The sequence below is a fragment of the Pantoea sp. GABEPS69 genome (assembly GCF_045780835.1).
GTDB classification, from domain to species: domain Bacteria; phylum Pseudomonadota; class Gammaproteobacteria; order Enterobacterales; family Enterobacteriaceae; genus Pantoea; species Pantoea septica.
Genome location: NZ_CP118618.1, coordinates 1214174 through 1226393, shown reverse-complemented (window position 1 = coordinate 1226393; position 12220 = coordinate 1214174). Strand labels below are relative to the sequence as shown.

12 protein-coding genes are annotated in these 12220 nt (G+C 62.2%); 2 read left to right on the top strand and 10 right to left on the bottom strand.

What is annotated here, in order from left to right; translation table 11 throughout:
* Window positions 1-34: 34 nt before the first annotated feature.
* From purF to PVE98_RS05850, 10 genes are all read right to left on the bottom strand, one after another.
* A complete protein-coding gene (purF, locus tag PVE98_RS05895; RefSeq protein WP_033750546.1) occupies window positions 35-1552 on the bottom strand; it encodes an amidophosphoribosyltransferase in 1518 nt (505 codons plus the stop codon).
* A 36-nt stretch (window positions 1553-1588) separates the two neighbouring features.
* A complete protein-coding gene (gene cvpA / locus PVE98_RS05890) occupies window positions 1589-2074 on the bottom strand; it encodes a colicin V production protein (protein ID WP_021509181.1) in 486 nt (161 codons plus the stop codon).
* Window positions 2075-2326: 252 nt separating this feature from the next.
* Window positions 2327-3103, bottom strand: coding sequence for a cell division protein DedD (dedD, locus tag PVE98_RS05885; protein WP_096073522.1), 777 nt, complete (start codon window positions 3101-3103; stop codon window positions 2327-2329).
* Window positions 3093-4367 carry a bifunctional tetrahydrofolate synthase/dihydrofolate synthase gene (gene folC / locus PVE98_RS05880; protein ID WP_407568554.1) on the bottom strand — a complete coding sequence of 425 codons (1275 nt, stop codon included), beginning with the start codon at window positions 4365-4367 and terminating at the stop codon, window positions 3093-3095. Before folC ends, dedD begins: the two co-directional genes overlap by 11 nt.
* 86 nt (window positions 4368-4453) lie before the next feature.
* Window positions 4454-5365, bottom strand: a complete 912-nt coding sequence (gene accD / locus PVE98_RS05875; protein WP_033750560.1) for an acetyl-CoA carboxylase, carboxyltransferase subunit beta — start codon at window positions 5363-5365, stop codon at window positions 4454-4456.
* A gap of 150 nt (window positions 5366-5515) precedes the next feature.
* Window positions 5516-6178 (bottom strand): DedA family protein, encoded by a 663-nt coding sequence (locus tag PVE98_RS05870; RefSeq protein ID WP_033750563.1) that lies wholly within the window; start codon window positions 6176-6178, stop codon window positions 5516-5518.
* Between the two features lie 27 nt (window positions 6179-6205).
* Window positions 6206-7009 (bottom strand): tRNA pseudouridine(38-40) synthase TruA, encoded by an 804-nt coding sequence (gene truA / locus PVE98_RS05865; protein ID WP_096073524.1) that lies wholly within the window; start codon window positions 7007-7009, stop codon window positions 6206-6208.
* Complete coding sequence (locus tag PVE98_RS05860) at window positions 7009-8019, bottom strand: aspartate-semialdehyde dehydrogenase (RefSeq protein WP_096073525.1); 1011 nt, start codon at window positions 8017-8019, stop codon at window positions 7009-7011. The genes truA and PVE98_RS05860 overlap by 1 nt, the downstream gene beginning before the upstream one ends.
* A gap of 104 nt (window positions 8020-8123) precedes the next feature.
* Window positions 8124-9257 (bottom strand): 4-phosphoerythronate dehydrogenase PdxB, encoded by a 1134-nt coding sequence (gene pdxB, locus PVE98_RS05855; protein WP_096073526.1) that lies wholly within the window; start codon window positions 9255-9257, stop codon window positions 8124-8126.
* Between the two features lie 58 nt (window positions 9258-9315).
* Entirely contained in the window at window positions 9316-10095 is a 780-nt protein-coding gene (locus tag PVE98_RS05850; protein WP_096073527.1) for a helix-turn-helix domain-containing protein, read from the bottom strand.
* 95 nt (window positions 10096-10190) lie between these two features.
* Here PVE98_RS05850 and PVE98_RS05845 point away from each other — a divergent pair, with 95 nt between their 5' ends.
* Complete coding sequence (locus PVE98_RS05845; protein ID WP_096073528.1) at window positions 10191-11087, top strand: DMT family transporter; 897 nt, start codon at window positions 10191-10193, stop codon at window positions 11085-11087.
* A 100-nt stretch (window positions 11088-11187) separates the two neighbouring features.
* Window positions 11188-12219, top strand: a complete 1032-nt coding sequence (gene flk, locus PVE98_RS05840; protein ID WP_096073529.1) for a flagella biosynthesis regulator Flk — start codon at window positions 11188-11190, stop codon at window positions 12217-12219.
* Window position 12220 lies beyond the last annotated feature (1 nt).

Genomic DNA, 12220 nt, shown 5'->3' with positions numbered 1-12220 from the left:
CCCCGTACTTTTCCTGTCATCGCTGAGAACGCGCTTAGCCTTCGTTATGCAGCTCGAGGTTCTCGACTTCGTTCTGACGCTGCAGCGCTTTGGCGTCGTCGTTGCGCAGCGACTGGAGATACTCCAGGTACTGCTGATCGACATCTTTGGTGACGTAGACGCCGTTAAACACCGAACATTCGAACTGGGCGATATCGGGGTTCTCTTCGCGCACCGCTTCGATCAGGTCGTCCAGATCCTGGAAGATTAGCGCGTCGGCTTTAATCAGCTGGCAGATCTCATCGACTTCGCGGCCGTGCGCGATCAGCTCGGTGGCGCTCGGCATATCGATGCCGTAGACGTTCGGGAAGCGAATTTCCGGCGCGGCGGACGCCAGGTAAACGCGTTTCGCGCCCGCTTCGCGCGCCATCTCGATAATCTGCTCGGAGGTGGTGCCGCGCACGATAGAGTCATCCACCAGCAGCACGTTCTTGTCGCGGAACTCGGCGCGGTTGGCGTTGAGCTTGCGGCGAACGGCACTGCGGCGCAGCTGCTGGCCCGGCATGATAAAGGTGCGGCCAACGTAGCGGTTTTTCACAAATCCCTGACGATAGGGCTTGTCGAGAATGCGCGCGATCTCCAGCGCGATATCGGTAGAGGTTTCCGGAATCGGGATCACCACGTCGATATCGAGATCTTCCCACTCGCGGGCAATTTTCTCGCCCAGCTTGGTGCCCATGCGCACGCGCGCGCTGTAGACGGAGATCTTGTCGAGGAACGAATCGGGACGCGCAAAGTAGACGTACTCGAACAGGCACGGGTTGCTTTTTGGGTTCTCGGCGCACTGGCGCGTAAACAGCTGGCCTTGCTCGGTGATATAGACGCCTTCGCCCGGCGCGACGTCGCGCAGGAACTCAAAGCCCAGCGTATCGAGCGCCACGCTCTCGGAGGCAACCATATACTCGACGCGGCTGTCAGGCAGTACGCGCTTGCCCAGCACCAGCGGACGAATGCCGTTGGGATCGCGGAAGGCGACCATGCCGTGGCCGATGATCATGGCGACGACGGCGTAAGCGCCCCGCACCTGCTGATGCACCGCTGCCACCGCCGCGAAAATGTTATCCGCTTCCAGCGGGTCGTTCTGAAAACGGTCCAGCTCCTGCGCGAAGATATTCAGCAGGATTTCAGAGTCTGATGTGGTGTTGACGTGACGGCGGCCCTTTTCGAACAGGTGCTTGCGCAGGTCGTGCGCGTTAGTCAGGTTACCGTTATGGGCCAGCGTAATACCGTACGGCGAGTTAACGTAGAACGGCTGCGCTTCAGAGGCGCTGGAGCTGCCTGCGGTCGGGTAGCGAACGTGGCCGATTCCCATATTGCCCTGCAGACGCTGCATGTGGCGAGCTTCAAAGACATCGCTGACGAGGCCGTTCGCCTTACGCAGACGGAAGCACTTCAGCGCATCGATAGTACAAATGCCTGCGGCGTCCTGCCCGCGGTGCTGCAGCACCGTTAACGCATCATAGATCGACTGGTTGACCGGCATAAACCCGGTGATACCAACAATACCGCACATGTTGTCATTTCCTCATTAGCCGCACTCCCGGTGGCGTCACCGGGGCAAAAAACTCGACGTGCTTTTCAGGTAGTCAAAAAACCATCTGATTATATAACTGAACTGGGGAATGAGCTGGGACTGCTGCCAGTCCGGACTTTTGGAAAAGCCGGTGAATGTGTCGAGGAAGAAAAGGATCGCGCTAACGATCAGCACGCCGCGTAACGCCCCGAAACAGACCCCCAACACCCTGTCGGTTCCCGACAGGCCGGTCTTTTCAACCAGCGAGCCGATCACATAATTGACTATCGCGCCGACAATCAGCGTCGCGACGAACAGCACCGCGATGGCGATGCCGTTACGCACCAGTTCGTCGTCAAAACCTGTAAACCAGACTGCAAGGTAGGCGTAGTAATGACTGGCGACAAAAAACGCGCATCCCCAGGTAACGAGAGATAAGGCTTCACGGACAAACCCTCGAATCAGGCTGACCAGAGCCGAAAAACCAACTACCGCAATAATGACGTAATCAATCCAGATCATGAACTCTTCCAGCGCCAGTGCGTTTGCACCCCTGCATCCAGTTCGGGGCGCATTCTAACAGAAAAAGAAAACGTTTGCGTAGCGCTTTTCCTTTTCACCTTCCATAAAAAGGGCGATGAAAAAAACTTTCCTCGCCCTCTGGAGATTCAACTGTTCAAGCCGTTGAATCTAAAATATTTATATTGCGCCGCGCGGCTTTAACACTGCGTGCGGCGCCGCCTTTTTATACCATAGGCGGCGCCAATCGATGCCTTAGCGCGCGCTATAGGGCTTCACCACGCCGCCGAGGCCGGAGACGCTCTGCAGCTCTGAAAGCGAGCTCTGCAGTTTGGCTTTTGAAGCGTCTGGGCCGACATAGATACGGGTGATTTGTCCCTGCACGGGCGTAGACGGCACGGTAAAGGAGCGATAGCCCGACAGACGCAGCTTCGCGACAATTTCGCTCACCTTTGCCGCGTTTTTCAGCGCGCCGAGCTGCACCACGTAAGCCTGACCGGCAGGCGCGCTCTGCTCTGCGGCCTTTGGCGTTTCCACTGGCTTAGCCGGTTCGCTCTGCTTCGTTTCTACGGGCTTCGTTTCCACCGGCTTAGACTCGACCGGTTTCGGCTGCGCTTTCGGCTGCTCGACCGGTTTCGCTTTCGGCGTTTCCGCCGGCCGGGTTTTCGGCTGCTCAACCTGACGCGGTTTCGCCGGCGCGTTCTGATGCACCGGCGGCGGCGTCACCACGCTGGGTTCGCTTTCGCTCTGCGGCGTGGCGTTGCCCTGCTCGGCGACCGGGTTGGCGGCGGCGCTGCTGCCGCTGCTTACCGCGCTGCCCGCGCCCTGCGGCGGCTGCGCCGGCAGCGGCTGCGTCACCGGCGGCACCATCTCGCTATCCTGCTGGTCGTCCGGCTTCGGCACCAGCGGGATCGCCGCGAACTCCTCTTTATAGTGCTTCTTTTTGCCGTCCAGCAGGCCCGGCAGCACAATCACGCCGACCGCCACCAGAATAATGGTGCCGACCAGGCGGTTCTGAAACTTACTTGCCACGACCTTTCTCCGTCTCTGTCGATTCCATGACCTGCGCCACGGTATGGAAAGATCCACATACCAGCACGATGCCCTGCGCCTCGGCCTGCCCGCGCGCCGCCTGCCAGGCGCTTTCCACGTCGGCAAAGGCGGTCGCCGCGTCGCGAGGCAGATGCGCCATTAGCTCATCGGCGGTGGCGCCGCGCGGTCCGTCAAGCGGCGCGCAGTACCAGCGATCGATTTGCGGCGCCAGCGCCGTCAGGGTGCCGGCGATATCTTTATCATGCAGCATCCCCACCACCGCGTGCACCCGGCCGCGTTTCGGCAGCTGCGCCAGACGCGATGCCAGATAGCTCGCCGCATGGGGGTTATGCGCCACGTCGAGGATCACCCGCGGCGATTCGCTTACCGTCTGAAAACGGCCGGGCAGGATCGCCAGCGGCAGGGTATTGCGAATAATCGCTTCGCTGACCTTCAGGCCGGAGGCGCGCAGCGCCGCCAGCGCCGTGGCCGCATTGGGCAGCGGCACCTGCGGCAGCGGCAGGTCGTTCAGCTCGCCCTGCGCGTCGCGGTAAGCCCAGCTTTCCGGCTGCTGGCTGTAGTGCCAGTCACGGTCGCGACGCAGCAGCTGCGCGCCCTTCTCCGCCGCGACGGCAGCGATGCTGGCGGGCATATCCGGCTCGCCGACCACCGCAGGCTTGCCGCCGCGAAACACGCCCGCTTTCTCGCGGCCGATGCTTTCACGATCGGGGCCGAGCCAGTCGGTATGATCCAGCGCGATGCTGGTCACCACCGCCACGTCGGCGTCGACGATATTGGTGGCGTCCAGGCGGCCGCCCAGCCCGACTTCGAGGATCGCCACATCAAGCTGCGCCTGTTGAAACAGGTTCAGCGCGGAGAGCGTGCCGAATTCAAAATAGGTCAGGGAAACGTCGCCGCGTCCCGCTTCGATTTTCGCAAAGCTGGCGGTATGCAGTGCGGCGTCAAGCTCTTCGCCCTGCACGCGCACGCGTTCGGTATAGCGCACCAGATGCGGCGAGCTGTAGACGCCGACGCGGTAGCCCGCCGCCATCAGCAGCGTTTCGAGCGTACGGCAGGTGGTGCCTTTGCCGTTGGTGCCGGCGACGGTGAAGACGAAGGGCGCGGGTTTTAGCAGGTCGAGGCGCTGCGCGACGCAGCGAATGCGATCCAGGCCCAGCTCGATGGTCTGCGTGTGCAGATGCTCAAGATAGTAAAGCCACGTGGCCAAAGGCGACGTGGCTTGAGGAAGGTGAAGAGTGTCCATATGTCCCGTTTAACAGATTTTGACCCGGTTCAGCCGGTTCGACGGTGCATTGGTGAAAGGCGCGGCGCGCGCGCCTCTCTCTCCTGTCAGGCCTCGTTGCTTTCCGGCTCTTCCGCAGGCGCGGTCGGTTCGCCATCGTGCAGCGGCGCGGGAAGATTCATCATCTTCGCCAGCAGGCTCGCCAGTTTATAACGCATTTCCGGGCGGCGAATGATCATATCGATCGCGCCCTTCTCAATCAGGAACTCGCTGCGCTGGAAGCCCGGCGGCAGCTTTTCGCGCACGGTCTGCTCGATAACGCGCGGACCGGCGAAGCCGATAAGCGCCTTCGGCTCAGCGACGTTAAGGTCGCCCAGCATCGCGAAGCTGGCGGAAACGCCGCCCATGGTCGGGTCGGTCAGCACCGAAATATAGGGCAGACCGCGCTCCTGCATTTTGGCCAGCGCGGCGCTGGTTTTCGCCATCTGCATCAGCGACATCAGCGCTTCCTGCATACGTGCGCCGCCGCTGGCGGAGAAGCAGATCAGCGGACAGTTGTCTTCCAGCGCCTGCTCGACCGCACGCACGAAGCGCGCGCCGACCACCGAGCCCATCGAGCCGCCCATAAAGGCGAACTCGAACGCGGCGGCCACAATCGGCATGCCGTGCAGCTGGCCTTTCATCACGATCAGCGCGTCTTTCTCTTCTGTCTCTTTCTGCGCGGCGGCAAGGCGATCCTTATACTTCTTGGAGTCGCGGAATTTCAGGATATCCTTCGGCTCCAGCTCGCTGCCCAGCTCGGTCTGCGTGCCCTGATCGAGCAGGCTGTTGAGGCGCTCGCGGGCGTGCATGCGCATGTGATGGTCGCACTTCGGGCAGACCTCAAGATTACGCTCCAGCTCGGCGCGGTACAGAACCTGACCGCAGCTGTCGCACTTGGTCCAGACCCCTTCCGGGATGCTGGCACGGCGTGCAGGCGTAACGTTGCTTTTATTAAGAATGCGTTCAATCCAGCTCATTGAAGACCTTTTTGTTTAAAACTGACCTGGTCCAGTCATCTTATTTGCCGCTGAAAACCGCTTCAGCAGACATGAAATGTCGCTCATTAAACCACAACCCATTCCGACTGTGGATAAAAATCTGGTCTAACCGCGGCGCGACCGAACCCGTTACGGCTGTTTACCCTGTTTCGCCTGGCGGCGATGACGCCACACTTCAATCACGCCGGGCAGCACCGACACTACAATGATCCCCACGATCAGCAGCTTAAGGTTCTCCTGCACCACCGGCAGGTCGCCAAACAGATAGCCCGCGTAGGAGAACAGCAGCACCCACGCCAGCGCGCCGGCGACGTTAAACAGGGCGAAATGGCGATAGGACATATGCCCCATGCCGGCGACAAAAGGCGCAAAGGTGCGCACAATCGGTACGAAACGCGCCAGGATGATGGTTTTGCCGCCGTGGCGATCGTAAAACGCATGGGTTTTATCGAGATAGCTGCGGCGGAAGATGCGCGAGTTCGGATTGCTGAACAGACGCTCGCCGAACAGACGGCCGATGGTGTAGTTCACCGCGTCGCCCAGCACGGCGGCCACCACCAGCAGCGCCGCCATCAGGTGGACATTGAGGTCGTTGCCCGGCAGCGCCGCCAGCGCGCCCGCTACGAACAGCAGCGAGTCGCCCGGCAGGAAAGGCGTGACCACCAGGCCGGTTTCGCAAAACAGGATCAGGAACAGAATGGCGTAAATCCAGATGCCGTACTGCGCAACCAGCTCGGCCAGATGCACATCAATATGCAGAATAAAATCAACCAAAAAATGGACGAACTCCATAACGCCTCTCTGAAATGACCTGCTAAATTAATCCACCAGGAACAACGGCCCCATTGGCGGTTCGGGTAACGCAAAATGCGACGGATAATCCACCGCCACTAAATAGAGTCCTTCCGCTCTGGCCGTCGCCGCCGCCAGGGTGCGATCTTTCGCCGCCAGCAGCGTCGCCATCCACTCCTCCGGCTGGTTGCCGCAGCCGATCTCCATCAGGCTGCCGACGATATTGCGCACCATGTGATGCACAAAGGCGTTGGCCTTGATATCGACGATCACGAACGCCCCCTGCCGCGTGACGTTCAGGTGCATCACGTTGCGCCACGGCGTGCGCGACTGGCACTGCACGGCGCGGAACGAGGTAAAGTCGTTTTCGCCCAGCAGGCACTGACCGGCGCGGTGCATCTTCTCAGCATCCAGCGGATGATAAAAATGGGTGACGCCGCGTCCCAGGATCGCCGGACGCAGCCGCTGGTTGTAGATCAGGTAGCGGTAGCGCCGCGCCGTCGCGCTGAAGCGCGCGTGGAAGTCGTCCGGCACCGCTTTTACCCAGCGCACTGCGATATCCTCCGGCAGATTGGCGTTGACGCCCAGCGTCCAGGCGCCGTCGGCGCGCTGCGACGTGGTTTCGAAGTGCACCACCTGGCCGGTGCCGTGCACGCCGGCGTCGGTGCGCCCGGCGCAAAACACGCTCACCGGGTGATTCGCCACTTTCGACAGCGCTTTTTCCAGCTTCTCCTGCACGCTGCGCACTTCCTGCTGGCGCTGCCAGCCGTAGTAACGGCTGCCGTCATACTCGACGCCCAGCGCCAGCTTATAGGTCTGACCTTCCGACATTACCAGAGATACTCCTGCACCAGCTTCTCAGCCGTTTTCACCGCCATCAGCGCGCCGCCGAAGCGAATGTTGTCCGCCACCGACCAGAACTGCAGCAGTTCGGGAATGCCGTAGTCGTTACGCACGCAGCCGATGCTGAGCTGTTCGTTGCCGGAGGCGTCGCCCACCTGCGTTGGATAGCTCTCTTCGTCGCTCAGATTGATATCGGCCGCCTGCGCCAGCTCGGCGCGCGCCTCGTCCGCCGACAGCGGACGCAGGCTCTCCAGGTGCACGATCTGCGCGTTGCCGTAAAACACCGGCGCCTGCACGCTAGTGACCGCTATCGGCAGCCCGTCGTCCTGCAGCACCTTACGCACCTGCTCGACCAGGCGACGCTCGCTGGCGACGCTGCCCTCCGCGTCGGCCTGCTGCGGCAGCAGGTTAAACGCCAGCTGACGGCCGAAAAAGTGCTCTTCCGCCGGCACGCCGTTAAGCAGTCGCGCGCTCTCGCCCGCCAGGCCGTCGACCGCGCTTTTGCCGTGGCTGGAGACGGAGAGCAGGTTAGTGACCTGCAAACGGCCCAGGCCCGCCGCGTCAACCAGCGGCTTGATGGCGCTGAGCAGCTGACTGGTCAGGCTGTCGGCGACGCTCACCAGGTTGCGGTTGCGATAGTCCGCCAGCACCTGCGGGTTAACGTCCGGCACCACCAGCGGCACGTCTGGCGACAGCGCGAAGCAGTCGCTGCTGTCGATCACCAGACAACCGGCGCTGGCGGCCTCGTCGGCATAGCGCGCCGAGGCGTCGCGTCCGGCGACGAAAAAGGCGAGCTGCGCCTGCGACCAGTCGAAATCGGCCGCGTTTTCGACGCGCAGCGAGCGCCCCTCAAAACGCAGCGTTTCGCCGGCGCTGTTTTCGCTCGCCAGCAGATACAATTCACCAACCGGGAACTGGCGTTCCGCCAGCAGTTCCAGTACAGCGTTCCCTACTGCGCCTGTCGCGCCAAGTAGCGCAATATTCCAGCCGTCAGACATGTTGGTTTACTCCAGACAATGACATAAAAACAGAAGGCGGTGATATTCACCGCCCAGGTTTCGGAATTATCCCCCGCCGCGTCCGGCGCGGCGAGAAGATTAATTTAGCTGTTGTTGAGACGCGCGCAAAAACCGAGGGCGTTCAACAGGCTGGCGGTTTCTGCGTCGTTGCAGATCACCTCCAGCGATGACCACTCGCGGCGCTCCTGATAGGTTTTACGCAGGCGGTCGAATTCGCCGGGTTTCGCCGCCACTTTACGCAGCGGCGCGTCGTCGCGGCGCACATCATACACCAGATGTGCCAGACGTTTCAGCGTTGCCTGATCGAGCGGGCCGTTGAGCGTGACGCTGCTGAATTCCGGCGTCGGCAGCAGCTCGCTGAGCGGCACCTGCTGCGGCTGACCGAGGAAGTCGCACCAGGCTTCGAATACCTGGGTAGTACCGCGCGCTTTCCCCTCCAGCGTATAGCCAGCGATATGCGCGGTGCCGATATCCACGCGCTCCAGCAGCTCGAGCGACAGCGCCGGTTCTGGCTCCCAGACGTCGAGCACTACGCTGAGATCGCGGCGCATTTTCAGCACCTCCAGCAGCGCGGCGTTATCCACCACCGGCCCGCGGCAGGCGTTGATCAGAATGGCGTTGGGCTTCAGCGCCATCAGCAGCGCCGCATCGGCGAGATGCCAGCTTTTATAGCGGCCCTCTTTGAACAGCGGCGTATGGAAGGTCAGGATATCTGCCTCCGCTACCAGCGCGTCGAGCGAGCGGAAGTCGCCTGCGTCGCCGCGATCGGCGCGCGGCGGATCGCACAGCAGGGTTTTTACGCCCCAGGCTTCCAGCCGTTTTTGCAGCCGGCCGCCGACGTTGCCGACGCCGACGATGCCGACTGTGCGGTCGCGCAGCGCGAAGCCGTCGCGCTCCGCCAGCAGCAGCAGCGCGGAGAAAACGTACTCCACCACCGCGATAGCGTTGCAGCCCGGCGCGGCGGAGAAGGCGATGCCCGCCTGTTGCAGCCAGGCTTCATCGATATGATCAGTGCCCGCCGTGGCGGTGCCAACGAACTTCACCGGCTTGCCCGCCAGCAGTGCTTCATTTACCTGCGTCACCGAGCGCACCATCAGGCCGTCGGCATCCTCCAGCTCCTGCTGCGGCAGCGGACGGCCCGGCACCGCCAGCACCTTGCCGGTACGGCTGAACAGTTCACGCGCATAGGGCATATTTTCATCGACAAGAATCTTCACCACGGCTTTCCTGCTGGTTGCGTTATTGAGATGCGTTATTGTGGCACAAACGCGCCGGTTAACCCAGGCGTGCGCGGTAGCGATCCGGCGTGGTCCCCGCCTGCTGCTGGAACATCACGATCAGCGCCGACGCTGAGCTATAGCCGAGATCGTGCGCAATCGCCTGCACGCTTTTGCCCTGCCCCAGCTGCGCGACGGCGTGCAGAAAACGCAGCCGCTGCCGCCATTCGCCGAAAGACATATGCAGCTCCTGACGACAGCGGCGCGCCAGGGTGCGCTCGGTGGTAAAGACCCGCGCCGCCCATTCCGCCAGCGTGGTGTTATCGCCGGGATGCGCCTCCAGCGCGTGCAGCACCGGCGCGAGAAACTTATCCTGCGAACCGGGCAAATAGCTCTCCTGCACCGGCGCCAGCCGCAGCCGATCGCGCAGCACCTCGCACAGCCGCCACTGCTCCGCGCTCTCTGGTTGTTCGAGGCCGAGGCGGGCGAACTCGTCCATAATCGCATGCACGATGGCGTCGACGTTTAGCAGGCACGCCTGCTGCGGCAGGCCGTCGCACAGCGCGGCGGCGAGATTAAAGGTGCGGAACTGCGCCTGCTGATGGTTATAGCTGGCGTGCCGCTGTCGCGGCGGTATCCAGATAGGGACGCTGGCGGGCGTCAGCAGCCGTTCGCCCTCGACGTTCATCTCCAGCACGTGACGCGTCACGAAGATCACCTGTCCCCATTCGTGAGCGTGCGGCAGATATTCGGTTTTCGCGTTGGTTTGTTCATAGCGCATAAAATAGCGAAGCCGCAGCGCATCTTCGGGCGGCTGGTATTTAACCTGTAAATTCATTCTGTCCGGTCAGCAATGTTTTTTTGTCTGCTTTTAACTATCTCCTTAAAAGCGGTCAAAAGTAAACTAGCCGCCTACATCCGCAGGAGAAGACCATGAACTTACTTTTTCCGCTGCTGGCGGTGCTGATCTGGTCGGTGAATACCATCGTCAGCAAGCTCTCCGCCGGCAGCATCGATCCCGCCGCTATTTCGTTTTATCGCTGGCTGCTGGCGCTGGTGGTGCTGACGCCCTTCGCGCTGCCGGGCGCGTGGCGACATCGTCACGCCATCCGCGCCAGCCTGGGACGCCTGCTGATCCTCGGCCTGCTCGGCATGGTGCTCTACCAGAGTCTGGCCTACTACGCGGCGCACAGCGTCTCGGCGGTGATGATGGGCATTCTCGGCGCCACTATTCCGCTGCTCACTATTCTGCTGAGCCTGGTGGTGCTGCGGCTGGCGCCGACGCGCGGCATTCTTATCGGCGGCGTGCTGTCGTTCGCGGGCCTGGTGTGGCTGGTGAGCGAAGGCCATCCCGCCCAGCTGCTGCACCAGCGTCTCGGCAGCGGCGAGCTGATGATGCTGGCTGCCTCAACCTCCTACGCACTCTACGGCGTGCTGACCAGGCGCTGGGCAATCCCGCTGCCGACGTGGCAGAGCCTCTACGTGCAGGTCTTTTTCGGCGTACTGCTGCTGCTGCCCGGCTTTCTGCACGCGCCCGACGTCGCGCTAAATGCGCGCAATATTCCGCTGGTGCTGTTCGCCGGCCTGTTCGCCTCGATTATCGCGCCCTTTCTGTGGATCCTCGGCGTGCAGCGTCTGGGCGCCAGCACCACCAGCATTTTTATGAATTTCGTTCCGGCCTTTACCGCCGTTATCGCGGTGCTGTTTCTGCATGAGCAGCTGCGCGCTTATCACTGGATTGGCGGCGCCATGACGCTGGTGGGCGTGATCCTCGCTCAGCGCCTGAAGACTCCGCTCAGGCGTCCTAAGGCGGAGCCGACGCCCGGCTGAATAAACAGTGGCCCCCGTGGGATTTCCCGGGGGCTTTTGCTATCATGGCGCATCTTTTTTCCGGCGCACCCCACGCTGTCTTGTTTTCAAGGATTCCGCCATGCAACCTCTTAGCGGCCCCGGTGCGCCGATGGGCGATCGCTCTGCTGTCACGCCGTCAAACGGCGCGGCCCGTCCCGGCGCGACGCCTGGCGAGCAGCCACTCTCACCGGCCCAGCGCACCACGCTGGAGCGCCTGATCGTGCGCATTATCTCCTTCAGCAACTTAAAAGCGCCTGAACTCTGGGCGGGCGTGCAGCGCGAAGTGGGGGTAAAAAGCGAAGCGGAGCTGCAATCGCGCCATTTTCCGGCGGCGGAGCAGTATCTCAATAGCCGTCTGACGCAGGCGGAGACCGGACGCGCCACGCGTCAGCTGCTGACCCAGCTCACCGACCTGCTGCCGAAGGGCAATAACCGTCAGGCGGTAAGCGATTTTATTCGTCAGCAGTTTGGCCAGACAGTGCTGAGTTCGCTGTCGCAGGATCAGCTGCGTCAGGTGCTGACCATGCTGCAGAACGGCCAGATGGCGATCCCGCAGCCGCAGCAGTCGCGCACTACCGACCGCACGCTGCTGCCCGCCGAGCACCAGACGCTGAACCAGCAAATCGCCCGGCTGGCCGCCGCCACCGGCGAGCCCACCGGCAAAATCTGGGCTTCGGCGCTTAAGCTGGTCAACCTCACCAGCGGCGATCCCATTCCGTCGCGCCACTTCCCGCTTTTGACGCAATATTTGCAGGTGCGTCAGACGCTGAGCCAGCACAGCGCGCCGACGCTGCAGGTGCTGGAGGCCTCGCTGAAGCAGCCGCTCGATAGCAACGAACGCCAGCAGCTGGAGGATTACAGCCTGCAGCGCTTCCAGGCGACGCCGCAGACGATTCTGACGCCGGCGCAGACCCAGGATCTGCTCAACCATCTTTTTGCGCGCCGCGCCGAAAGGCATCAGGAACAGCCGCTGGCCGACAGCGCGCTGCGTCCGCAGCCCATCTGGGCGCCTTTTATCGCCGCGCTGCCCCAGCCGCTGGCGCAGCGCCCGATGCTGGGCGTCGCCGCGGCGCTGATCGTCGTCCTCTTGCTGCTCTGGCTGGTGATCTGAG

Bases quoted from the DNA above. Each gene is read 5' to 3' on its own strand.
- purF (WP_033750546.1), bottom strand. From the start codon at position 1,552: ATGTGCGGTATTGTTGGTATCACCGGGTTTATGCCGGTCAACCAGTCG.
- cvpA (WP_021509181.1), bottom strand. From the start codon at position 2,074: ATGATCTGGATTGATTACGTCATTATTGCGGTAGTTGGTTTTTCGGCT.
- folC (WP_407568554.1), bottom strand. From the start codon at position 4,367: ATGGACACTCTTCACCTTCCTCAAGCCACGTCGCCTTTGGCCACGTGG.
- accD (WP_033750560.1), bottom strand. From the start codon at position 5,365: ATGAGCTGGATTGAACGCATTCTTAATAAAAGCAACGTTACGCCTGCA.
- PVE98_RS05870 (WP_033750563.1), bottom strand. From the start codon at position 6,178: ATGGAGTTCGTCCATTTTTTGGTTGATTTTATTCTGCATATTGATGTG.
- truA (WP_096073524.1), bottom strand. From the start codon at position 7,009: ATGTCGGAAGGTCAGACCTATAAGCTGGCGCTGGGCGTCGAGTATGAC.
- PVE98_RS05860 (WP_096073525.1), bottom strand. From the start codon at position 8,019: ATGTCTGACGGCTGGAATATTGCGCTACTTGGCGCGACAGGCGCAGTA.
- PVE98_RS05850 (WP_096073527.1), bottom strand. From the start codon at position 10,095: ATGAATTTACAGGTTAAATACCAGCCGCCCGAAGATGCGCTGCGGCTT.
- PVE98_RS05845 (WP_096073528.1), top strand. From the start codon at position 10,191: ATGAACTTACTTTTTCCGCTGCTGGCGGTGCTGATCTGGTCGGTGAAT.
- flk (WP_096073529.1), top strand. From the start codon at position 11,188: ATGCAACCTCTTAGCGGCCCCGGTGCGCCGATGGGCGATCGCTCTGCT.